This window comes from Neosynechococcus sphagnicola sy1 (genome assembly GCF_000775285.1).
Taxonomy (GTDB): Bacteria; Cyanobacteriota; Cyanobacteriia; order Neosynechococcales; family Neosynechococcaceae; genus Neosynechococcus; species Neosynechococcus sphagnicola.
Map to the genome: position 1 here is coordinate 25,312 of NZ_JJML01000042.1, position 24,059 is coordinate 49,370.

General features: G+C 53.4%; 17 protein-coding genes and 3 pseudogenes. 11 read left to right on the top strand and 9 right to left on the bottom strand.

Features of this window, described 5'->3' with window-relative positions; all coding sequences use genetic code 11:
* Positions 1–143: 143 nt before the first annotated feature.
* From DO97_RS15650 to DO97_RS25370, 5 genes and pseudogenes are all read right to left on the bottom strand, one after another.
* Positions 144–2,411 (bottom strand): hybrid sensor histidine kinase/response regulator, encoded by a 2,268-nt coding sequence (locus tag DO97_RS15650; RefSeq protein WP_052128826.1) that lies wholly within the window; start codon positions 2,409–2,411, stop codon positions 144–146.
* On the bottom strand, positions 2,408–2,782 hold the full coding sequence (locus DO97_RS31370) for an Hpt domain-containing protein (RefSeq protein ID WP_476703527.1): 375 nt from the start codon (positions 2,780–2,782) through the stop codon (positions 2,408–2,410). Before DO97_RS31370 ends, DO97_RS15650 begins: the two co-directional genes overlap by 4 nt.
* A gap of 45 nt (positions 2,783–2,827) precedes the next feature.
* A pseudogene (locus DO97_RS31375) lies at positions 2,828–4,593 on the bottom strand (ATP-binding protein); the annotation flags it as partial.
* A 12-nt stretch (positions 4,594–4,605) separates the two neighbouring features.
* Positions 4,606–5,379 (bottom strand): annotated as a pseudogene (locus DO97_RS31380) (PAS domain-containing protein); the annotation flags it as partial.
* A complete protein-coding gene (locus DO97_RS25370; protein WP_052128829.1) occupies positions 5,267–7,072 on the bottom strand; it encodes a CBS domain-containing protein in 1,806 nt (601 codons plus the stop codon). The pseudogene DO97_RS31380 and the gene DO97_RS25370, both read right to left, overlap by 113 nt.
* 175 nt (positions 7,073–7,247) lie before the next feature.
* On the opposite strand from DO97_RS25370, the gene dxr reads away from it, so the two are divergent.
* From dxr to DO97_RS15680, 4 genes are all read left to right on the top strand, one after another.
* On the top strand, positions 7,248–8,438 hold the full coding sequence (gene dxr, locus DO97_RS15665; protein ID WP_036535202.1) for a 1-deoxy-D-xylulose-5-phosphate reductoisomerase: 1,191 nt from the start codon (positions 7,248–7,250) through the stop codon (positions 8,436–8,438).
* A gap of 252 nt (positions 8,439–8,690) precedes the next feature.
* On the top strand, positions 8,691–8,888 hold the full coding sequence (locus DO97_RS15670) for a hypothetical protein (protein ID WP_036535204.1): 198 nt from the start codon (positions 8,691–8,693) through the stop codon (positions 8,886–8,888).
* Between the two features lie 21 nt (positions 8,889–8,909).
* Positions 8,910–9,452 carry a Tic20 family protein gene (locus DO97_RS15675; RefSeq protein ID WP_036535207.1) on the top strand — a complete coding sequence of 181 codons (543 nt, stop codon included), beginning with the start codon at positions 8,910–8,912 and terminating at the stop codon, positions 9,450–9,452.
* A gap of 233 nt (positions 9,453–9,685) precedes the next feature.
* Positions 9,686–10,324, top strand: a complete 639-nt coding sequence (locus tag DO97_RS15680; protein ID WP_036535209.1) for a hypothetical protein — start codon at positions 9,686–9,688, stop codon at positions 10,322–10,324.
* Positions 10,325–10,437: 113 nt separating this feature from the next.
* Here DO97_RS15680 and DO97_RS15685 read toward each other — a convergent pair whose 3' ends face one another.
* Positions 10,438–12,681: a CHASE2 domain-containing protein gene (locus DO97_RS15685; RefSeq protein ID WP_081980793.1), complete on the bottom strand. Its 2,244-nt coding sequence runs from the start codon at positions 12,679–12,681 to the stop codon at positions 10,438–10,440.
* Between the two features lie 159 nt (positions 12,682–12,840).
* A complete protein-coding gene (locus DO97_RS15690) occupies positions 12,841–13,680 on the bottom strand; it encodes a DUF928 domain-containing protein (protein ID WP_052128830.1) in 840 nt (279 codons plus the stop codon).
* Between the two features lie 189 nt (positions 13,681–13,869).
* On the opposite strand from DO97_RS15690, the gene DO97_RS15695 reads away from it, so the two are divergent.
* The 4 genes and pseudogenes from DO97_RS15695 to ureC all read left to right on the top strand — a co-directional run bounded on the left by DO97_RS15695 (position 13,870) and on the right by ureC (position 17,437).
* Positions 13,870–14,730: an urease accessory protein UreD gene (locus DO97_RS15695; RefSeq protein WP_239651791.1), complete on the top strand. Its 861-nt coding sequence runs from the start codon at positions 13,870–13,872 to the stop codon at positions 14,728–14,730.
* 160 nt (positions 14,731–14,890) lie between these two features.
* Positions 14,891–15,193, top strand: coding sequence for an urease subunit gamma (ureA, locus tag DO97_RS15700; RefSeq protein WP_036535211.1), 303 nt, complete (start codon positions 14,891–14,893; stop codon positions 15,191–15,193).
* A 67-nt stretch (positions 15,194–15,260) separates the two neighbouring features.
* Positions 15,261–15,566: an urease subunit beta gene (locus tag DO97_RS15705; protein WP_036535212.1), complete on the top strand. Its 306-nt coding sequence runs from the start codon at positions 15,261–15,263 to the stop codon at positions 15,564–15,566.
* A 160-nt stretch (positions 15,567–15,726) separates the two neighbouring features.
* A pseudogene (gene ureC, locus DO97_RS15710) lies at positions 15,727–17,437 on the top strand (urease subunit alpha).
* A gap of 57 nt (positions 17,438–17,494) precedes the next feature.
* Here ureC and DO97_RS21345 read toward each other — a convergent pair.
* Positions 17,495–19,681, bottom strand: coding sequence for a tetratricopeptide repeat protein (locus DO97_RS21345; protein ID WP_052128831.1), 2,187 nt, complete (start codon positions 19,679–19,681; stop codon positions 17,495–17,497).
* A gap of 277 nt (positions 19,682–19,958) precedes the next feature.
* Between DO97_RS21345 and DO97_RS15720 the strand changes: the two genes are divergently transcribed.
* The 3 genes from DO97_RS15720 to DO97_RS15730 all read left to right on the top strand — a co-directional run bounded on the left by DO97_RS15720 (position 19,959) and on the right by DO97_RS15730 (position 23,177).
* Positions 19,959–21,170 (top strand): FtsW/RodA/SpoVE family cell cycle protein, encoded by a 1,212-nt coding sequence (locus DO97_RS15720; RefSeq protein ID WP_036535213.1) that lies wholly within the window; start codon positions 19,959–19,961, stop codon positions 21,168–21,170.
* A gap of 112 nt (positions 21,171–21,282) precedes the next feature.
* Positions 21,283–22,026 carry a cytochrome c biogenesis protein CcdA gene (locus DO97_RS15725; protein ID WP_036535259.1) on the top strand — a complete coding sequence of 248 codons (744 nt, stop codon included), beginning with the start codon at positions 21,283–21,285 and terminating at the stop codon, positions 22,024–22,026.
* A gap of 413 nt (positions 22,027–22,439) precedes the next feature.
* Positions 22,440–23,177, top strand: coding sequence for a carbonic anhydrase (locus tag DO97_RS15730; protein ID WP_036535214.1), 738 nt, complete (start codon positions 22,440–22,442; stop codon positions 23,175–23,177).
* A 68-nt stretch (positions 23,178–23,245) separates the two neighbouring features.
* Here DO97_RS15730 and DO97_RS15735 read toward each other — a convergent pair whose 3' ends face one another.
* On the bottom strand, positions 23,246–23,923 hold the full coding sequence (locus DO97_RS15735) for a riboflavin synthase (protein WP_036535261.1): 678 nt from the start codon (positions 23,921–23,923) through the stop codon (positions 23,246–23,248).
* Between the last annotated feature and the right edge of the window lie 136 nt (positions 23,924–24,059).

Sequence of the window (24,059 nt, forward strand, 5' to 3'; positions counted from 1 at the left end):
TATTCGGATGACCTCGGTGCAGGGTTACCAAAAAATCTTGACCCCGGATCAAATGCAAAAACTACGGGGCTTAGGGGGCTAGGGCTGACCCACTCTTGAATTCCCTGGAGGGACTGGGGAAACTGCCAGTCTCTCCAGTTTCTTTATTTTTTTATCGGAGACTCGATGGGAGATCCGCGGGGCAGCGGCTTTCCAGGCCCCTTGAGAGGTAACACAACGGTAAAGCTGGTCAGGAGGGAATGGCTCTCAACCTCAACCCTGCCCCCTAAATGGCTGACCATTTTTTGCACGAGGGCTAAACCCAGGCCAGTTCCGCCCTGCTTCCAGGGATCTGCACTGGGAACCCGGTAGAACTTATCAAAAATTCGCGGTAGCTCATGAGCCGGAATTTCCACCCCGGCATTACTCACCCCGATTTGCAGGGTATCCCCCTGGAGGTGGGCGGTGAGCAGAATCGTTTCACCCGCCGGTGTGTACTTACAGGCATTGTGCAGCAATTCACTCACCACTCGTCCGAGATTCACGGCTGACGATCGCAGCAGCGGTAGATTCGTCGCTATCTCCAAGCGCAGAGTTTGTTGCCGGGTGATGGCTCGTTCACGAAAAGAGTCACCAATCTGGGGCAGCCAGCCATGGAGATCGATGTCACTCAGATCGAGGTCATCCACTCCGGCCTCCAGTTGTTGTAGATCCAGCAGATCGTTGATCAGCGCCATTTCGCGATCGCACTCGGTATTGAGGATTTGGAGATAGCGATCAATCTTGCTGATCGGGCTCCCTAGGGGGAGCGACGGCGTCAAGGACTGCTCCTGCTTAATCAGGGTGGCTAAGAGCTGACTTGCCATTTTGATATTCGTCATGGGAGATCGGAGTTCGTGGGACACCGTACTCAAAAAATCATCCTTGAGGCGGTTTAAGCGTTCCAGTTCTTGCACCTGCACCTGAGCAGCCTGGTATAGACGCGCCTGCCGCAGGGCGATCGCCCCCTGATTGGCAACCTGTTGAGCCACGCGGATTTCTAGTTCACTAAAGGCGGCCTCGGGGGGCTTCAGTAGCCATAGATCCCCCAAAACCCCCTGATCATCGAAGATCGGACAGACGAGGGCCGTAAATTGCGGTTGCAAAGCGCAGGGAAGGGTGGCGGCGATGGGCGAGAACTGAAAGCATTGATTCTGGAGGAGTTGTCCATAGATCTCGGGGAGATCCGCCATCTTCAGGGTCTCACCCTGGGCCGAGGGTAGCTGGGACGTGTACTCATAACTAATCGTGGCGGTCTGCCCTTCGAGGTCGTAAAGGGCGGCATTACAGCAGTAAATGTCCAGCCCTCGACCCAACTCCTGCACCGCAGTTTGCAAGATCTGATCTTCATCCAGGGAATCACGCACTTTATCGGTAATGCGTTTGATCAGGGCTTCAAAATCAAAGGCTTGTTTCAGCTGCGTGGTGCGTTCCTCCACCTGTTGCTCCAGATCGGTGTTGAGTCGCTGTACCTGCTGATAGAGTTCGGACTGTTGCACCGCGATCTCCACCTGGGTGACCAATTGCTCCAGTAAATTGATTTCAAACCCTTGCCAATGATGGGGTTGGGCGCAATGATGCACCGATAAAATCCCCCAGAAGTGCTCCCCCTGTTGGATCGGAACCACGAGTTGGGCGCGGATTTGCTGGCGATCGCTGTACCTGCGACGGGAATCCAGAACTTCTGACTGTTGCAAGTTATCGCTAACTTCCCGATGACCCTGGCGGAAAAAGGCAATGCGTTCTTGAAACCAGGTTTCTCGAATCGTGGTTCCCAGAATTGAAACCCACCCTGCCGCCACGGACTCCGCCGCCACCATCCCGTTGCCTGCGGCATCGCAGTGGTAAATCACCACTCGGTCGGTTTGCAGCAGCTGTCGCACCTGATCGACGGTGGTATTGAGAATCTCATCAAGATTCAGAGATTGGTGAATCTGCTGGGCAACCACTCGCAATAGGTATTCTCGTTGGCTCTGTTGCCGTAGTTCTTCGGTGAGGTACCGGGTTTGCAACAGGCGGCGCACCCGTTGTCTCAAGACGGGAAGATGGATGGGTTTGGTGACATAATCCGTCGCTCCGGCGGCAAATGCCTGATCCACAGACCTTTGATCTTCCAAACCCGTAATCATTAACACCGGGGTGCGATCGCCCCCCGGCAAGGCTTGAATGTGACTACAGCAGGTAAAGCCATCCATCACGGGCATCAGGGCATCCAGGAGGACAATCTCAGGTTTGCATTGGCAAAACAGCCGTAACCCCGCCTCACCGTTTTCAGCTTCAATCACCTGATGCCCAGCCCGTTCCAACTCCATGCGCAGCAGCCTGCGGGTGAAGGCATCATCATCCACCACTAGGATCAGGGCTGAGTCTGGGGGAACTGGTAGGGTGCTCATGTTTCCCTCGGTGACATGAATTGCTGTAGGACGGCTTTGACTCTGAGGAATTCTGCTTGCAACGGTTGCAGATCGGGAAGCACCTCAGACAAGGGTTTGGTTTGGCAGTGAGTTTCCAGGGTTTGACAATCCTGGGCGAGGCGCTGAGCACCGACTGTGGCACTCGTGGACTTGAGGTTATGGACGGCAAATTGGAAGCTGGTGGGATCAGACTCCGCCACCGCAGTGGCGATCTCTTGGAGCAATCGGGCGGCATTCTCCAGATAGATATCAATCAAGGTTGCCAAGTCATCCCCAATCAGCGTCTGTAATTCGCCTAAGGCATTCACATCCAGCATCAGCGGCGACGGCAGTGGGTCTGTCCCCGTCATGATCGGCGGTTGACAAAGACGCAGGGCTTGGAGTAGCTCTTCCTGCCGCACTGGTTTACTAATGTAGCCGTCCATGCCAGCCTCCAGGCAAGCCTGCCGGGTCTCCGGCATGGCATTGGCTGTCATGGCAATGATCCGAGGACGCACCGCCCCATCCCATTCCTGGCATAGGTGACGGGTCGTTGTCAGTCCATCCATTTCTGGCATTTGCACATCCATGAACACCACATCATAGGATTGACGGCGCAACGCTGCCAGAACCTCCAGTCCATTGGCGGCGACATCGGCGCGATAGCCCAGACGCTGCAAAATTTGTAACGCCACCTTCTGGTTGATCAAATTATCCTCCGCGAGCAAAATCCGCAGGGGGGGAAGCACGGCACCGGCAACTAACAGCTCAGGGGCTGGGGCAGCCATTGGGTAAGACGATGCCGCCGTGGCTACAATCGTGAAGTAGAAACGAGAGCCCCTTTGCAGGGGAACCGATGGTTGCCAGTCCGCCGGGGGGTACCCGCGATGGCTCCTTGGCTCTCGACCCAAATTTGTCCTCCCATCATCTCACTTAAATTTTGGCTGATCACCAGCCCTAACCCTGTACCTCCATATTGCCGAGTTGTCGATGCATCCACCTGACTAAAGGACTTGAACAGCCGATCCATACGATCGGGGGGAATCCCAATGCCCGTATCTTGAACGCTAAAGAGAATTTCGTAGACCGTCTTGGTCTCATCCGCCGCTGCTGCCAAAGGTTGGGACTTGGCTGTGACCTCGATCCGGACGCTACCGCTGGGGGTGAATTTGACCGCATTACCCAGCAAGTTCACCAGGATTTGCCGCAGGCGGGTGGCATCACTCAACAGCAACTGGGGCACGGAGCCAGCAATTTCTAAAGACAGTTCCAGGGATTTTTTGGTGGCTTCTGGTGCCAGGAGGTTGAGGGCATCCGTAATGCAATCATGGAGATTAAAGGGTTGGGCTTCGAGTTGGAGTTTCCCAGCTTCAATTTTGGAAAAATCCAGGATGTCGTTAATAATCGTCAGTAAGGATTCCCCACCCTGGCGAATCGTGGCCACAAAGTCTTCCTGCTCCGGATTCAGTTCGGTGTCCAGCAGCAACCCCGTCATCCCCAGCACTGCGTTCATCGGGGTGCGGATTTCATGGCTGATCATAGCCAGGAATTCACTTTTAGCTTGGTTCGCAGCTTCTGCAGCCTGCTTTGCCTGATCGAGAATCTGATTCCGTTCAGCCAAGAGTTGCCGTTGCTTAGTTTCTTGCTCTAACAACCGGGCTTGGGCGATCGCAATTCCCACCTGTTCTGCCACATCTTCTAAGAGTTGAATTTCATCCTGACTCCAGTGGCGCAGGCGATCGCATTGATGCAGGCGCAGGATGCCATTGGGTTCTCCCTGGTAGGAAGTGCGAACCACCAGGATCGACTGCACCCCTAATTGCAGCAACTGGGGTGTCATTGGTGCCAATCTGGGATCGGTGGCAATATTGTCAAAGGCGATGGCCTGATCCGCACTCAGCACCATTTCCATCAGGGAATTCCCCGCGACAGGGATTTCCAGGGTGCGTACCGAAACACACCCTGGCTGTAGATATTCCGCCACCAGCGGCACCTGGGGAATGGGGTGTTCAAGATAGGTATGAATCACACAACGGCTCACCTGGAAAGACTGTCCGATCTGAGTTGCTGTGGTATGAAACACCCTACTGCTATCAAGGCTGCGGCGGATTTCTTGGGTAATTTGCTTCAGCAGTAACGCTCGCTGGAGTTGTTTCTGAAGCAGCTCCTGAGCCTGCTTGCGATCGGTGATATCTTCCGAAATCCCTAGCAAGTATTGGGGCTGACCCGCTTCATTCAAAATTGGAATCTTTTTTGTGTGCAGAGTTCTCACCCCTTGATGACGAGTCTGAATCGGCTCTTCGGGGATGTCCAGTAAGATCCCACTGTCGAGAACCTCCCGATCCTTGGTCACAAAGAAATTGGCTTCCTCCGGTGGAAAGAAGTCATCATCACTTTTTCCCAACAAATCGGTTCTGGCATAACCCAGCAGCTCCTCCCCGGCTTTGTTGATGCGGACAAAGCGCAAATCTTGGGCATCTTTGACAAAAATCATGTTGGGGATATTTTCCACAATTGAATTGAGGAAGGACTGGGTTTGGCGGATGGTCTCTTCCGTTTGTTTCCGCGCCGTAATATCGAGGCTAGTCCCTTCGTAGTACAGCAGGTTGCCCGCCTCATCCCGCTCCGCTCTGACCGTCTCTGACACCCAGATATGGCTGCCATCCTTGCAATACACCTGGGATTCAAACTCCTTGACTTCCTGATGGAGATCCATTAACCGGATAAATTCGGCGCGTCGCCCTGGAATAACGTAGAGCTGATGATTTAGATCCTTCATGGCCGCCATCATCTCCGCCGGTGACCCATAGCCGTGCATTTTGGCAAGGGCGGGATTGACACTCAGGTAGGTGCCCTCAGGGGTGGTCTGAAAAATTCCTTCGACGGCATGCTGAAACAGACTGCGATAGCGGGCTTCGGCCTGGAAAAGCGCCACCTCTGCAAGCTGGCGATCGCTGTTGTCCTCCATCACATAGGAAAACCCGGGGGCGGCCATTGGTTGCCTGACCGACATAACAGACCGTCGCCGAGAGCCAGCAATCTCGGGAAGGCAGGGCATGGCAGTACTCAAACTGCACTGGCTGCCCCGTTTGCACACTCAACAGATAGTATTCCCGCCACCGACGAATGTAATTGCTAGGAACACCAAGCTCACTGGCTTTACGGCAACGCATCGCTTCTGGAGTGGTGCCAAAGAAGCGCGCGGTCGCCTGGTTATCTGAGATATGTAAGATGTCATCATCCATTAACTCCACCACCCCCATTAACAGGGAGGAAGTATTGAATAAACTCTCCAGAATGGCATCTCGTTCTTGCAGGGAAGCCTCTGCTTGCTGTCGTTCTATTTCTTGCTGCTGTAAAAATTGTTGTTGCTGCTGTTTTTTCTCGGTGATGTCTCGGTAAATTGCCACCACCCGGTTCACCCTCCCGGTGGCATCCACAATCGGGGTATAGACCGTATCATAGGTACGCCTGACTGCTGCGAGGTGAATCTCATGCTCCACAAAGATTTTCTCGCCAGTGGTCAGCGCTAACTGCAACGAGGCAGCCATTTCCCTGGTCGCTATCCCCAGCATCTCGCCGATGGGTTTGCCTAAGACGGTTTCTGGGGGGACTCCCAGCAGTTGTGCCGCCGCTGGGTTGATCGCGGTGCAACAGAGCTGAGGATCAAATTCAGCGAATATATCAGTGGTTTGATCCAAGTAGCTCCAGAAGCGCTCCGCTGCCTGCTTGTAGCCCCTCGTTTCTGCCTGAACTTGCTGCAATTGCCGTTGGGATTCTTGCAATTGCAGTTGGATTTGCTGGAGCACCGTGTAGGTTTCTGACAAATCCAGTGATTGGAGGATGCTGCTCTGAGTCACCAGCCCCCGCAGTTCTCCCTGTTCGTTACAGACCACCAGGCGGCGAATCTGGCATTGTTCCATTTTCTCACAGGCTTCCCAAAGGGATTGCTGTGGCAGCACCGGCACTAGGGGATGACTCATCACCGCTTGTGCTTGGGTGTGATGGAAGTCCATCTCTTGGAGTTGCAACCTTACCAGATCTCGTTCGGTGACAATGCCAAGGGGATAGGCGCAATCTGGGGTGGGACAGTCTGTAATCACCACGCAACTGACCCGTGCCTGGGTCATCCACTGAGCTAATTCATACACAGAGGCGGTGAGGGGAGCTTGGATCACGCTACTCGTCATCACCTCATGCACCCGTCGTAACTTGAGTAAATCAGAGGGCTGGAGGGCTTGTCGCAGACTATTGGCCGTGACCATGCCTAACAGACAATCTGCCTCATCCACGATTGGCAAGTGACGCACCTGATGTTGGCGCATCCATTGCAGCACACTCAGGGGATCTTTGACCTGGGAGACCTTCTGGGTGATCACTGGCTGGGTCATCACCGCCGCCATGGTCGGAGGTGGATCTTTGACCATAGCCATCCCTGGCATGGGAAGTTCGGCAGCCATGCGTCGAACCAGATCCCGCTCCGTAAAAATACCCCGCACCCGCTGGTGTTCCAGCACCAACACATAGGAGACCTGGTGCTGCTGCATCAGTCCAATCACCTCCGTCAGTCCTGTGTCCAGCCCCACGGTCAGGGGATGTAAAATCAGGGCTTTTCCTAAAGCCCGATGGACACTAGAAACTGAACTGTCTTGATTGGTCATTGCCTCGCTAGATCTCCATAGGCTCTAACTAACAGTGTTACTGATTTATCTCTCTATTGATAGACATAGTAGGGATTCAAGAGAACCACAAACTCTTTTGGATCTGTGAGGTTTCCGATCCCAGAGTGTCCCCTAACCCTCTATAGTGAAGGGTGTGGATAATCCTTAAATAATTGTGAAAGCCATTACCCTCCTCGGCTCTACCGGGTCGATTGGTACGCAAACCCTGGATATCGTCGCCCAATATCCTGACCAGTTTCGGATCGTCGGCATGTCAGCAGGGCGCAACATTGAGCGATTGGCGCAACAGATTCGGCAGTTTCATCCCCAGATTGTCGCCCTGGGGGATGCCGAGAAACTCCCCGATTTACAGGCAGCGATCGCCGATGTGCAGCCCCAACCGACGCTCTTGGGGGGCAGCGCAGGGGTGGTGGAAGTTGCTGGCTATGGCGATGCCCAAACTGTGGTCACCGGAATTGTTGGCTGTGCTGGGCTGCTGCCCACCATTGCAGCCATTAAAGCCGGGAAAGATATTGCCCTAGCGAACAAAGAAACCTTGATTGCAGGGGGGCCAGTCGTCATGCCCCTGATTCAGCAATACGGTGTCAAGGTGCTCCCCGCCGATTCCGAGCACTCGGCCATTTTCCAGTGTCTTCAGGGGGTGCCAGCGGGGGGGCTGCGGCGGATTATCCTGACGGCTTCCGGTGGTGCCTTCCGAGATTGGCCGGTGGAGCAGCTAGGGCAGGTGACGGTGGCAGATGCCCTGAAACATCCCAATTGGTCGATGGGGCGCAAGATTACGGTTGACTCTGCAACTTTGATGAATAAGGGGCTGGAAGTGATTGAAGCCCATTATCTGTTCGGGATGGCTTACGACCAAATTGACATTGTGATCCATCCCCAGAGTATTATTCACTCCCTGATTGAGCTGCAAGATACCTCGGTGCTGGCCCAACTCGGATGGCCGGATATGCGCCTGCCCCTGCTCTATGCTCTTTCATGGCCAGAGCGAGTCAGTACGGACTGGGAACGCCTGGATCTGGTAAAAGCTGGAGATTTGACCTTCCGCGCCCCTGACCACCAGAAATATCCATGTATGCAACTGGCCTATGCAGTGGGACGGGCGGGTGGTTCGATGCCAGCGGTGCTGAATGCCGCCAATGAACAGGCAGTTGCTCTGTTCCTCGAAGAACGCATTCACTTCCTCGATATTCCCCGTTTGATCGAACAGGTCTGCGATCGCCACCAAGCCAATAACTGCTCCCAACCAACGCTAGAGGATATTTTACAGGCAGATCAGTGGGCCCGCGAAACCGTGGTGGCTGCCAGTACCTCCAAGGCACAACAGTTGCTGCCCTTGGGCTAGGGATTGCTAACTTTAAAAATTGCAAAAATTCAACGAACCCGGACTGGATTTTTTTTAGAGTGGGTCTTCGACTCCTAAGAATCGTCTTGACAGACTACGAGTCCACGTCCTGATTCTGATAGAATTGCCACCGTTCTGACCGTCGTTCCGTATTAAGCTGCGTATCAAATACCCCTACCCACTCTATTGCTGAAATAGAATAGTGATAGAACTGCTGTACTTTCATGCTTGGGAGTCTGCCGGAGGTGTCTGATGTTAATCATCTTGATGGATAAACAGCTACTCTTGCCTCATCCCATCTGTCAAGGCTGTCCACTGGCCGATCAAAGTGGTCAACCCCGCTGGCATCACGGTCAACTGGGTTGTGGTCGTGCCCTGGGGCGATTGAGTGAGCAGCTACCCCAACAGTACGAGTGTCAAATGGGCTTCCGAATTGCCAATATTGAATGATATGCCTTAGGAGCTTGCATCATGACTTGGCGCGGATCAACCACAGTTCGAGATCGTTTTTTTGCCGGCCTGCCCTATCTGATCCCTCTGCTAGAATCCCTCAACTTTAGCCTGTTCATTTTTATGCAGGTTCCTTTGCTCCAGGTAATTTTCCTGCCGTTGTTTCCCCTACTCCTGATATATAACTTTTCCCTGGGGGGGATGCAGATTGTGCCTTTGGCGCTGTTTATCGGTCTGTTCGTGGGGGTGGTGAGAAATCCGGATATGCACCATTTCCTGCGCTTTAACACCATGCAGGCACTCTTGATCGCCATTGTTCTCTACCTTTGCAGCCTCCTTCTGTCCCTGGTAGGATTTATGCAGCCTCTGGTGCCACTGGGCTTCTCTGTATCAGCCTCCTCACTCCAAGGTATCCAGGCACCGATATTGCTGATCATCTTCTTCGATACTGTGTTTTTGGGAACCTTAGTGGCAGTCGCCTATTCAATTGTCCAGTGTGTCCGAGGGCTCTACGCCGAAATTCCATTCATCTCTGAGGCAGCCTACGAGCAGACCCGCTACTAACCTGGCAGCAGTCTTGTCTGAACTGGGGCTGATTGACTGACAGTCTGCCCTTTGAACAAAATTAGCCTGCACTCCCCCATCCTCGCGTCAGCAGGTGGTGTGAGCTTCATGTGTCACCCAGGGAATTTAGCTGCATAATTTTCTCAAGGCTTACTGACTCAGAAAGAATCAAAATTTGAAAGTGACTTAGGACTGCAGTGAATGTCAAGAATGTTGAACAAAGGAGCCTATCCGTGAGTCGAGTCCGCAATTTTGTCCTGATCTGTGTTACTGTCTGCTGTCTGGCGATCGCCACGGGTGTCCTGGCCCAGAAACCCCAACTACCGCCTCCTGACTATTTCCCGTTGCCCATCGCCGCAGTCTGGAAATACAAGACCACCAGTGATGCTGGCACCAACACGGAATTTACGCAAACGGTCTTGAAGACAGAATCTCAACCAGATGGCACCCTCCTCTACCTGACGCAGATCTCCTCCAATTCTCCCCAGCAAACTCCCATTCAAACTTGGTATTCCAAGCCGCCGGGGTGGGTGATGATGCATAAAATGTCCTACTACCTTACGGAAGGTTCCTTTCAACCCGTCCGCCCATTCTTAAAGAATCCTCTGGTTCCCGGTACAACCTGGGACTGGAAGGGGACAGGTATTGTGGGGGAGGATATTTCAGAGACCAGTAAAGTGATCGCCCTTGAGGACGTTGTGGTTCCCGCTGGCAAATACCAAGCCATGAAGGTGATTACCAATGTTAACCAGACTGGCAGTCCCGTCACCAAAACCTATTGGTATGCCAATCATGTTGGTTTGGTGAAGTCAGTCACCGACTCCAATGGGGTGCAGGCCACCTCCCAACTCGTTTCCTACACGTTTCCCTAGTACTCTGTCAACCTTTAGGGGTGGGATAAGGTGCAAAAAACCCCAGAAACTAGGGGGGAAATATTGTTAGAAATTGCAGACTCTCTCAGGATAGCCTTGGGAAATCACTGGCCTTAAGATGACTTCGGCAGTGAGCGGGTGAGGCGCTCCAGATCTTGCAGGGCTTCAGCGGCTGACTGGTAGCGATCGCTAAAGTAATAGCGCACCATCTTATCTAGAATCCCTGACAACTGGGGGCTCACTTTTGCCAGATGTTGCCAGAGAATTTCCCCGGTTCGAGGATCTTTCTGGAACTGTTTGGGAACTAATCCGGTGAGTCCCTGAATGCCAATGACCCCTAATGCATAGACATCACTGCTCAGACCAGGTTGACCGGAGAGTTGCTCAGCAGGGGCATAACCCGGCGTTCCAATCACAACGGTATTGCTTTCTTCCTCCTCTCGTTCTGGAGGGCGGATTTGTTTCACCGCTCCAAAATCTATCAGGACAAGGCGGTTATCGGATTGGCGACGAATGATATTTCCTGGTTTGATATCCCGGTGAATAATCCGATGATGGTGAATGAAGGCCAGTACCTCTAAGATGCCCCGCAACATTTCAATGACCCGTGCTTCCGACAGCTGTTTGCCGGGAACCAGCTCATTGGAGAGGGAATGCCCTTGGACAAATTCTTCCACCAAATAAAATTCTTTATTTTCTTCAAAATAAGCTAACAGTTGGGGAATGCGGTTGTGTTGCCCCAGCTGCTCTAAGATTTCAGCTTCAGTGTTGAACAGGCGACGGGCAACTTGCAGGAATTTGGGATCTTTCCGCGCTGGACGCAGGTGTTTCACCACACACAGGGGATTGCCTGGTCGCTTGGTATCTTCTGCCAGATAGGTTTGTCCAAACCCCCCTGCCCCTAGAACTTTTTTTATCCGATAGCGCCCGCTCAACAGGGTGTTGAGGCTGTCGGCAATCGGGGTGGTCTCGGGCACGGCATCACTCTGCGCCTCTCGACTTTCCTTGAGCATGGCCTGTAAGAGCGCGATCGCCTTATCCTGTTCCTGGGACTGCTCCGCAATTTGTTTTTGCGATATCTGGGCTTTATAGGCGGCATAGGTGACCAAGCTGCCTGCGGTGCCAACAAGGGCGATCGCGGGAGGAATTACTGGTACCCAGCCTGCCTTGAGAAAGATCACATAGCAGCCCCCTGCCAGACTCCCCAGAGCCACTGCCGTCAACGCCCCCAGTTGCAGGGGATGGCGCACCCACCAAGCCAAGGTTCCCCCCACCAGTGCCCACCCTAAAATCCACAATCCCTCTCCCCACTTGGGCCAGTACCAGAACAGAGAACGGCCATCCAGAACCGCACTGAGAATCTGGCTGGTCATTTGGGCATGGAGCACCACCCCCGGCATGAAGATATCCTCCTGCTGCCCAGCACTGTAGGGGGTAAGAAAAGTGTCTTTTACACTCAACGCCGAGACCCCTAAGAGCACCAATTTATCCTTCACCCAGTCAGGGCGAAACTGGCCCTGCAAGACATCAGTGAGGCTGATCATCCGGGCAACCTGTTGAGGAGAACGATACCGCAACAAGATCTGATGGCCTTGGGCATCGATACGCCGATATCCACCGTCATTTTCGTGGAGGGGTCTAAAAACAGCGGATCCCAGTTGTAGATAATTTTGTGGTGTCAGCTGGGGTTCGATGCCCTGAGCCACTAAATAACTCAGTGCCAGTTGCAAACCCAGAGAATTAGTGGTAGTACACTTCCCCCGTTGTTCGGTCATCGAGATTAAATTACGGCGCACCACATTATCGGGGTCAATCACAATATCGCTAAAACCTACCGCCTCCATGGGAACTCCGGGAGGCGGTGCCACTCCCTGCACCGATTTTGTCCGCACCTTGCAGACGGGCACAATGACATCGCTGGTCTGAAACCGGGTGGCTAATTCGCGATGTCCCGGCTCGACAGGTAAATCTCGGTATAAATCCAGGCCAATCGCCAAGGGTTGAGCCTGTTCAAGCTTTCCCAGGGCTTGGTTCAAGGCTTGGTCTGAAATCGGCCACTTCTTTTGCCGTTGAATATCTTCTTCCGTAATTGTAACCACCAACAAACGGGGGTCTGGTGCTTCCTCGGGCTGGAGGCGAACAAACGCATCAAAGGTGACCAGCTCTACTCCCTGCAAGACGCCGAGATAGCGCAGACCCACCACCAGTAGCGTCATGATCCCACTGGTCAGCAACATCGGCATTCCCGATCGCAAGAGGGGCAAAAGCTTTAACAGCCAAGCTTTTTGAGGTTCATGCTTACCGATTTGAGTCTCAGTATCCTGCTTGATCGTGGCCTTGGTCTCCCGCCGAGTCATCTCCTGCCTCCACCGCTGACTTGCCTAGAAACTGTTGATTCCCATAGAGAAACTGGGGATGCCAAAACCACAATGAACCCTGCCCACCCAAATGGATCACCGAAGTTCATCCCCAAGGCAACCACGCAAGTTAAACCGAGAGAGCTACCCAGAATGGCACTATTGAAGGGCGCAACAGGAGATTAAAGGTTCCGCAGTAATTTTGTCTAGCTTGACTGAATTCAATAAATCTGTCCAGTCAGCCGCTAGAATCGGGTCATTGGGCCGGGTACGGCGTAAATCAGCGAGGGCTGTCAAAGCTTCGTACCAGATCCCCGCCTCTGCATACACCGCTGGGCGTTCATCAGGCTTGGCCTTCAATAAGTTGCTATTCAGTCCCGGACTCGGTTCAATCCGTTGAATCCAGCCTTCCACGGAGACATTGGCAGAGGGTTCATCAGCATCGCAGACCACGGTGAAATACCAGTGATACTGCTTGCCAACTTCTAAGGGGGACAGGACACCCGTATCTGGCAAGGTAAAACTTACAATGCCATTGGTACCTTTCAAGGGCATCATGGTTTTGTAAATTTCTTTGTAGTTCTGATCTTGCAAAATAAATTCAGCGGTAGTTGCGGTGGTGGTGGGCACATAAATAAACAGTGTTGGGAAGCCCACTGTGGTGTATCCCAAGTTTGTGGTCGGCATCAGGGCGGTCAGTTTCTTCCCCGGTGAGGGATCAACCGAAGCTGAAACTGGAGAACAGCCACCACGAGCCGCCCCACCTTCTCGGCTTCCGGGAGCACCTCGGTCTGGGAGGCGAAAGACCACCCGACGACTTCTGAGGGCCAGGTTCGTTGAGGACGGGGTGACAGACAGGTGGGTTGCACCAAGAGATGCCCCCGGATTAGCCTCAGCTGGGTAGGTCTCGACAACAGACAAGGAGGTAAAGCAGGTCAGTGCCAGGATTGTGGTGAAAGACTTTAAATAGGAGGGAGCTTGAGAACTTCGACACTTCATCTCTGGTATCCTCTTGACGGGAGAGCAGCAATCTTTCAAAGCCATACTAGCCTCAACAATTCGTGTTAGGGGCGAGTATTACTTACAAGTTAAATAACTAAAATTACGCAATAAACGGGAGAATGATAACTAACGGGACGCGGGAGTTTACCGAGTCTTAACCTGCCTAAATCTATCGAATTTTGGCCGTTGCTACCTCGCCAAGACACCCCACAACTCAGTACTGAAAACCTTGGCACCGGTTGGCAGGGGAGTCTCGATCTGCGCTTTGGCCGTAAAGGCAATGAGACGCAGCTGATCCATGCCTATACCCAGGCTCCCCTGAAAATTCAGCGTCCCTTTTATCCGGAAGGAACTGACGTTTGCCATGGTGTGCTTTTACATACAGCGGGGGGGATGGTAGGGGGCGATCGCCTGTCCATGACCCTCCAGCTAGAACCCCAGGCCCATGCCTTGATCACAACTGTAGCAGCCAACAAGATTTATCGCAGCAATGGATTAGCTGCCCAGCAAGTTCTTCAGATCCAGGTTGCAGAAGGGGCTTGCCTGGAGTGGCTCCCCCAGGAAACGATTGTCTTCAGTGGGGCAGATTTTCGTCAACAGGCTCGCATTGAACTTGCACCCCAGGCCACCTGGATTGGCTGGGAAATTACCCGTTTGGGGCGGACTGCCAGCGGTGAGCAGTTTACCCAGGGAACCTGGCAGAATTGCACCGAAGTCTGGCAACAGGGGCGACCCCTTTGGATCGACCCCCAGCGCCTTGCAGGGGGGGTAACCGCTGTTGAGGGTCGAGAATGGATTGGCGGGATGTTCTGTAGTTGGCAGCATGGCGATGGTTGGGCAAATGGTGTCCCCAGCGTTGGTTGCCCAAGCTCGCGACCTCTGGCAGCATCACGACCCATCCCAAGGGGAAATCGGGGTGACTCGTCTGCTAACGGGGATGCTGTGTCGATATCGGGGAGCTTCAACCTTGGAAGCCAAGACATGGTTTGTGGCGGTGTGGGATCTGCTACGATGCGCTCTTTGGGGACGACGTGCCTGCCGCCCTAGAGTTTGGCCGCTCTGAACTGTGGATTCCCTTGGTATTTCCGGCCTGGATGCTGTCGGTAAACGGTTGTTGATACTGCCAAGGTGGTGTATGTTCATGGACGATGCGCTCAAAGTCTGGGCTAGAAGCAGCCAGGAGCGATGAATCTACACAGGAGTAAGCATGCAACTTACACCCCAGGAAAAAGACAAGCTACTGATATTTACCGCTGCCCTCCTCGCTGAACGCCGGAAAGCCAAAGGATTAAAGCTCAACTATCCCGAGGCGATCGCCTATATTACGGCGGCAATTTTAGAAGGTGCCCGAGAAGGGCAAACGGTTGCCGAACTGATGACCTATGGCACCACGCTCTTAACCCGTGAAGATGTCATGGTCGGGATTCCAGAAATGATTCACGAGGTACAAGTCGAGGGAACTTTCCCCGATGGTACGAAGTTGGTAACGGTTCATGCCCCCATTCGTTAACCGTGGGTCTAAGGCTAGGAGGTTCGCTCCGCAGGTATTGTTGATTTTTTAGCGGTGAGGTGCTGCCATGATTCCAGGGGAACTGATGGTTGAAGCGGGAGAAATTGAACTGAATGCAGGTAGGCCAACGGTTCAACTCTCGGTGGCTAATACGGGCGATCGCCCGATTCAGGTGGGGTCTCACTTCCACTTTTATGAGGTCAACAACGCCCTGATCTTTGACCGTGAAGCTGCCCGAGGAATGCGACTTGACATTCCCGCAGGAACCGCCGTGCGCTTTGAACCTGGAGATCAGCGAGACGTTACATTAGTGGGTCTCGTCGGTAGTCGCCAAGTCTATGGCTTCAATGGCAAGATCAACGGTTTTTTATGACCCGCAAGAATAGCGTCGGTGAATTCGCACGGTACCTTGACGATAGTGGCAGTCCAAAACCTGATCCAAATGATGCGGCTTCCTCCTTCGCATTCTTCCTTCGCAATGGGTGGTGTCCTCAAGTTATCTACTAATAAAAATCAATATTGCAGGAGCAAGCATGAGTTACAGAATGGATCGCCGCGCCTATGCAGAGACCTTTGGCCCGACGGTGGGCGATCGCCTGCGCTTAGCCGACACAGAGTTAATCATCGAAGTGGAACAGGATTTCACCACCTATGGGGATGAAGTCAAATTTGGCGGTGGCAAGGTGATCCGGGATGGCATGGGACAGTCCCCCATTGCCAATGGAGAAGGGGCGGTGGATTTGGTGATCACCAATGCCCTGATTCTGGATTGGTGGGGCATTGTCAAAGCCGATGTCGGCATTAAAGCAGGGCGGATCGTGAAGATTGGCAAGGCTGGCAATCCCTATATTCAAGACAAGATTGATATTGTCATTGGCCCCGGCACCGAAGCCCTGGCCGGGGAAGGCATGATCCTCACCGCAGGGGGCATCGATAGCCATATTCACTTTATCTGCCCCCAACAAATTGAGGTTGCAATCGCCTCGGGGGTTACCACCCTGATTGGCGGCGGCACTGGCCCTGCCACGGGCACCAATGCGACGACCTGTACGCCAGGGCCTTGGAACCTTTACCGGATGCTACAAGCTGCCGAAGCCTTTCCGGTGAACTTAGGATTTCTGGGCAAGGGCAACAGTGGTCAACCCCAGGGTCTCAATGAACAGATCGAGGCGGGGGCCATAGGTCTGAAGCTCCACGAAGACTGGGGTACGACTCCAGCCGCCATTGACACCTGCTTAGGGGTTGCCGATGCCTATGATGTCCAGGTCGCGATTCACACGGACACCTTAAATGAAGCAGGGTTTGTCGAAGATACCATTGCTGCCTTTAAGGGCCGCACCATCCATGCCTATCACACGGAAGGGGCGGGGGGGGTCCATGCTCCAGACATCATTAAAGTCTGTGGTCAGTCCCATGTGTTGCCCTCCTCCACCAATCCCACCCGTCCCTACACCCGTAATACCCTCGACGAGCACCTGGATATGCTGATGGTGTGTCATCATCTTGATCCATCCATTGCTGAAGATGTGGCCTTTGCAGAGTCGCGGATTCGTCGGGAAACCATTGCAGCGGAAGATATTCTCCATGACTTGGGAGCCTTTAGTATGATTGCCTCCGACTCCCAGGCCATGGGACGGGTGGGGGAGGTGATTATTCGTACCTGGCAAACGGGTCACAAAATGAAGGTGCAGCGGGGAGCCTTGGCTCCAGATAGTAGCCGCAATGATAATTTCCGCGCCAAGCGTTACATTGCCAAGTACACGATTAATCCAGCAATCACCCATGGGATTGCCCAACACGTTGGCTCTGTGGAAGTGGGAAAACTGGCCGATCTTTGTCTCTGGCGTCCGGCTTTCTTTGGCGTTAAACCCGAGGTGGTGCTCAAGGGAGGGCTGATTGCCTGGTCCCAAATGGGGGATGCCAATGCCAGTATTCCAACCCCCCAACCGGTTCACATGCGCCCGATGTTTGGCAGCTTTGGGGGGGGCGATCGCCGCCACATCCCTGACCTTTGTTTCCCAGGCTGCCCTGTCGCGGGGGATTCCTGAGCAGTTAGGATTGCAGAAACTTGCCGTAGCGGTCTCGGGAACGCGGCAGATTAGCAAACGAGAGATGAAGCTGAACACGGCGCTACCCCAGATGGAGGTCGATGCTGAGACCTATGAAGTCAGAGCTGATGGCGAACTGCTCACCTGTGAACCCGCCACCGTCTTACCGATGGCGCAACGCTATTTTCTGTTCTAGGGAGCTGTCAAGAAGGGTTGCACTTGCCAGGGTTAGAGTCGGGAATGCGAGAAGGAATTAGGGTTGCAGGGTTTTCAGCAGGGTGATGATCTGTTCATACTGGGTTCGATTTTTCTGTTGCACATAGAGATTAGCCGCCCGTTTTAAGTCCGCAATGCCACCGGGGCGATCGCCTAACTCTGCTCGGAGCATTCCCCGTGCTCCATAGGCTTCGGCATAGTTGGGATTCACTCGCAGGGCTTGGGTGTAGTCCCCAGCGGCACCCTGATGATCACCATGGTGGGAACGCACTGCCCCGCGATGGTAGTGAGCAACTGCATCTTGAGGATGCAGGCGAATTGCTTGGGTGAAATCTGCGATCGCCCCATTGCGATCCCGCAGCTGCTCCCGTACCTGTCCTCGACCCACATAGGCGCGAACCAAATTTGGATTCAGCCGTAGGGCCTGACTATAGTCCTGTCCGGCTCCCGGATAGTCTCCCAGGGATTGGCGGATATTGCCGCGATGGTAATAGACAGTGGCATGGTTGGGGTTGAGCCGCAGCGCCTGGTTATAGTCGCTAAAGGCTCCACGGTGATCCCCCAAGTGAAACCGCGACACCCCCCGATTGCAGTAAGCCTCGGCATAGTTGGGATTCAATTGCAGGGCCTGATTGTAGTCGGAGATCGCTCCTTGAAGATCCGCCAGAAAATGACGTGTCAGCCCCCGGGTGTTGAAGGTAATCACGGACTTGGGGTTCAACTGCAAGGCACGGCTGTAATCTTCGAGGGCACCCTGGTAGTCTCGCAACTGAGCCCGAGCCAACCCCCGATTGTAGTAAGCTTCGGGCTGAGTTGGGTCAAGCATTAGTGCGTGGGTTGAATCTTCCACGGCCCCCTTGTAGTCTCGCAGTCGGTGGCGAATTAAACTCCGAAAACTGTAGGCATCGGCAAATCCGGGATCGATAAAAATTGCCTGGGTGTAGTCTTCCAGTGCGGCCTGCCAATTCCCCACCTGAGCCTGGGCAAAGCCTCGGTTGCGATAGACCTCTGTATAGCTGGGAGCAATTTGCAATACCCGATCAAAGTCGGCGATCGCCCCCCGATAGTCCTGGCGATAAATTTTTTCCATGCCCTGGTCGTAGATCGGCTGCACGATCTCCTGCAGGGGCAACGTTTCCAAGACTGGGATTACAGGTTGAGGCAGCGGTAGAGGTACCACAGACTTCCAGACCCGAATTGTGGCATCCCAGCTCCCCGATAGGCAGGTCTGTCCATCTCGACTCAAGGCTACGGCAGCGACGACATCGGTATGCCCTGTGAGGGTTTCTAAGATCTGCCGTTCTCTCAAATCCCAGATTTTCACCGTTGTGTCCCAACTGCCACTGGCCAAGAGTTGGCGTTGGGGAGAGCAACTGACCGCTGCAACGGTATCAGTATGCCCAGCCAGGATGGCAAGAGGTTCCCTGGCGGGCAGATCCCACACCCGCACCATCCGATCAGCCCCGGCACTGATGAAACGATGGGGATCGTCGGTAAAAATGACGCTATGCACCCCCTGCTCTGTCCCCGTTAGGGTGCTCAGAAGCTTCCCTGTTTTGGCTGACCAGAGCTTGATGGTGCCGTCGTCACTTCCACTGGCGATGGTTTGACCATCGGGGCTAAAGGCAACGGCCTGGACATCCTGACTATGTCCCGAAAGGGGAAACAGCAGCTCAGAACTTGCCAGACTCCAGAGTTCCAATTCCTCACCCACAAGACCCACGGCTAGTCGCTTAGCATCAGGGCTGAGAGCGGTGGCAATTATCCGACTGGTATAGATCGGCAGGGTATCTAGTAAATCTCCCGTCGTGGGCTGCCACAGCTTCACAGTGCGATCCCAACTACCGCTGATCAGGAGCTGTCCGTCGGCACTAAAGGCAACGGAGGTGACATAATCGGAATGGCCACTGAGGGTGCGGAGCAGTTCCCCACTGTCTCGGTTCCACAGCTTCACGGTGCGATCAAAGCTGCCACTGGCAATCATCTGATCGTCGGGACTGATGGCAACGGCACTTACCTGCTTGAGATGCCCGCTGAGGGTCTGAAGACATTGCCAAGCAGAGTTCTTGGCATCGGTTACCTCCCCAGGGACAGGGGTGTCTAAGAGCCAGAGCTGTTCCAGTTGCTGTGCCAAATCCAAGCCACGCTGAACTAACTCAGTGCGCAACTTAACCAGCGCCCGACTGCCTGACGGAACGATAATGCCATCTTGCTTTGCACCCATGAAGCTACCAATGCCATGCCAGGAAAGCAGGGGGCAAAGTCCTGTCAGTATTCTGACAGTAAATGCTGGCCGGAACAACTCTGCTACAGTCAGGCGCGGTAGATTTTCGGATCTGCCTTGGGTGATCTTCCCCTCCATGCCTCAGTTAGCTGGCGGGTCATCGGCATACTTTTCGGAACTAATTCCGGATTTTACGTCTCTGAGGGTAGTGATCCGGAGCCATTCCGGTTTATTGTGAACCCCATCTGGTCGTTTCAGCGATGTCCCGGTTGCTGCTGTGAATCTGCGCTACTTGATTCCCTTTTTTGACTCTTCAATTCAGGAATGGGCTTTAGAAGCTCGACTCCTACGATGGTTGACCTTCCTATGGTTGCTGGTGGGGGTCGTGATTTTATTCTCAGCCTCCTACGCGATCGCGGATGTTGGCTATGGAGACGGTCTGTACTATGTCAAACGTCAGCTGATCTGGATTGGGATTGGTCTGGTTGGGTTTCAGTTGCTGGTCAACTTTCCTCTGCGCTACATCTTACGGCTGACCCCCGCCGCGATCTTGCTCCTGTTGGGGCTAATTCTCGCCACCTATCTGCCAGGAATTGGTCAAACCGTCAACGGGGCTACCCGTTGGATCTCCTTGGGTCCCTTTCCCCTGCAACCCTCGGAATTAATTAAGCCGTTTCTGGTCTTGCAAGCGGCTTCTCTGTTTGGTCAGTGGTATCGCCTGACTTGGACAACCCGTTTTGCCTGGTTGGGGGTTTTTGGTCTGATTCTCTTGGGGATTTTGCTCCAACCCAACCTCAGTACCACCGCCCTGTGCGGTATTACCCTCTGGTTGATTGCCCTAGCTGGGGGGTTACCCTACTCCTATTTGGCGACCACAGGCATGGGAGGGCTAATGTTGGGCACCCTCAGTATTACCTTCCGGGAGTACCAACGACGACGGGTGATGTCGTTCTTAAATCCTTGGGCAGACCCCGCCCAAGATGGCTATCAATTGATTCAAAGCTTGCTGGCAGTTGGTTCGGGTGGAGCCTGGGGCACGGGCTTTGGCCTCTCACAGCAGAAGCTATTTTACCTGCCGATTCAATACACCGACTTCATTTTTGCGGTGTTTGCCGAAGAGTTTGGCTTTATGGGCTGTCTGTTGTTATTCAGCCTGTTGGCTGTCTACGGCACCCTATCGATCTGGGTGGCCCAAAAAGCAGAGCAGCCCGTGTATCGGCTGGTGGCGATCGGTGCCATGCTGCTGCTGGTGGGGCAGTCCCTCTTAAACATTGGTGTCGCTACTGGAGCCTTACCGACCACGGGGCTCCCCTTCCCTTTTCTTAGCTATGGCGGTAGTTCGATGATTGCCAGCTTACTGGTCGCTGGGCTTTTGATTCGCGTAGCTCGGGAGACCAGTCATGCAGAGATCGTGCCCCTAAATCAGCCTAGACCTCCCAGTCGCCCGCGGCGCTTCTCCCCCCGTACCCCTTCGATCCAACGCCCCTAGGGGTCTGCTGTTAAAACTTTTTGGCCATCAACTAAAAGTTAATACGGTGGGAGGTTTGAGCAGTTGGGGGAGGATACTACACTAGAAGTTTGGTGGTGAGATCATGGCCGCTATGTTGGAAAACTTGCAGACCCAACTCTATCAGCTGGAGCAGTTTGCCAATGGGCTAGTGTCAACACAGTTGACCCATCTTAGCGGCACCAGCATCGGGGTGATTTTTCTGGCGGGATTATTGACCAGTCTTACCCCCTGCATGCTCTCGATGTTGCCGATTACCATTGGCTACATCGGCGGATATGAGGCACAGAGTCGTGTACAAGCAGCCATTCAGTCCACCTGGTTTTCCCTGGGATTAGCTACCACCCTAGCCGGATTGGGGCTACTGGCTGTCCTGATTGGCCAGGTTTACGGTCAGGTGGGAATTGGCTTACCGATTGTCGTCAGCGCGATCGCGATTCTGATGGGGCTGAATTTACTCGAAGCTTTACCATTGCAGTTTCCTGCTTTTGATGGCTTAGGGTTTATTTCTCCTAATCTGCCACGAGGGGTAAGGTCTTACTTCATGGGTCTCACCTTTGGTCTGGTGGCTTCGCCGTGTAGCACACCAGTATTAGCCTCTCTCCTAGGCTGGGTGGCAACTACCCATGACCCGTTCCTGGGAGGGGTGTTGCTCTTAGCTTATACAGGGGGTTATTCAGCGCCCCTGATTTTGGCGGGCACTTTTACCGTGGCCATCAAGCGATTGCTGGAATTACGGCGCTGGTCTGCTTGGATTACCCCTACAAGTGGAGCCCTCTTGGTTGGATTTGGCGTCTTTTCGCTCTTGTTACGGCTCCTACCCCCAGGGGGCATTTAGTTCACTTTAGTGAGATTTCTTGTCATCCCCTGACCATTCTTGTGCCGGAGACATCCCCAGAGTCTTGGTAAACTTGCGTTCACTGATGGGTTGGATGGTCTGCTTGCCCGATTGGGTCTTGGAACGATGTGCGAATCGAGATCGGCACGGCAGTTTCATGGTTAGTCAGCGATGATCGGTTAAGTTTCTTGAAATCTATTGACACTAGCAGGCAAATGATTAACTATGCAGGAACGTAAAATTTGATACATTTACATTCATCAAGTTACTTGTGACGTAGCCACGGATGTCTCTCTGTTTTTTCCTAACTCCTTTTTCTGACTGACAATCAGTCAAGCCTCCAGCTGAACCACTGGTACTCCTGAAGCATAGAACTAAAATTCAGCACTTACGAATACAGATTTATAAATACTATGAGTAACTTACCTCGATCTAGAGATTTTTCCCGACGGGATCTATTGAAAGTCGGCACCGGTATTCTAGGCACGGGGGCATTAACTGCCTGGGTGAGTCGCCAGGAGCAGTCTGTCGCTGCCCCACCTGCGATCGCGAACGATCCATCCCCTGCCAACAATGATTTAACTCCAGAACAAGCCCTCCAAAGATTAATGGAGGGACATCAACGATTTCTGACCGACACCGCCACGATCCACATTGAAGGAGCCTCACAGCTGCGGAATGTCGTCCATGAACAAAACCCCTTTGCTGCAATCCTGGCCTGTTCCGATTCCAGGGTGGCCCCTGAAATCCTGTTTGACCAGGGTTTAGGGAATCTTTTTGTGGTCAGAACAGCTGGAAATATTTCTTCTACAGAAGATATTGCCAGTTTAGAGTTTGCCACCTTAATTTTGGGGGCTAAGGTAATCGTGGTGATGGGCCATACCGGTTGTGGAGCGGTGAAAGCAGCCATCAAAGGAGGTGAGGTTCCTGGATTGATTTCGAGTCTGATTCTGGCAATTCGACCTGCGATTAACCGGGTTAAAGATCAACCAGGAGATCTTTTAGAGAACTCGATTAAAGCCAATGCCATCAATCAAGTTGAACGGCTAAGAATCTCCGGGGTATTATCTAACCTGAAGAAAAATGGACAGTTATTAATTGTTCCCGCGTATTTTGATCTTGAAACGGGGAAGGTTTCCTTACTCAGCTGAATCAAGCAGTTCCTCCCGTTCTGGATCTCTTGTAGGGTTAGAGACGGGCTGAAGAGGGGGAGCCGTTCTTAAAGATAGCCATGCTCCGCTAGAAATTCGGCAGAAATTTCAGTGGTAGCCGCTGGAGAGTGTTTCAGCAAGGGAGCACCGGCATAGAGGAATTTCTCGACATATTTGCCTAAAATATCTGCTTCTAAATTGACAGCGCTTCCGGGCTGGAGCTGCTGGAGGTTGGTGTGGGTATAGGTATGGGGAATTACCGCCACAGTAAACCAGGTGCCTTCGGGATTGCAGTCTGCAACCGTGAGGCTGACCCCATTGATGGCAATGCTACCCTTCGAGACAATGTAGCGGGCGATCGCCCCATCGGGGAGGTGAAAACCCATTTCCCAAGCCTGAGCCGCTACTGTCACGGTTTGTAAGTAACCCATGCCATCGACGTGACCGGTGACAAAATGTCCACCCAGCTTACTGCCCACCCGGAGGGAGATCTCCAGGTTGACCCACCGATCAGCGGATTGCTGACCTAAGGTGGAGCGGCGGAGCGTCTCGGGGGAGGCAACCGCCACAAACCCTTGGGATTGGATCGCTATAACGGTGAGACAGACTCCATCGACCGCTACACTATCCCCGAGGGCCAGATCTTGAAAAATCCGACCATCAGTGCCGTCCCCATAGGTAATCTGGAGTTGATCGGCTCCCAGGGGCTGGAGCCTGCCTAATGCTTGAATGAGTCCTGTAAACACGGTGTTAAGGTTCGTGGGGAAATTCTCACTGTGAAGCTGATAGCTTCCAACAGCAGAAAAGGGCATACTTAGAGTCAGCGAAGTGACGCGCTACGCTTCTGGGGAACTTGCTTCCGTTTTCTCACCCCCTGAGGGT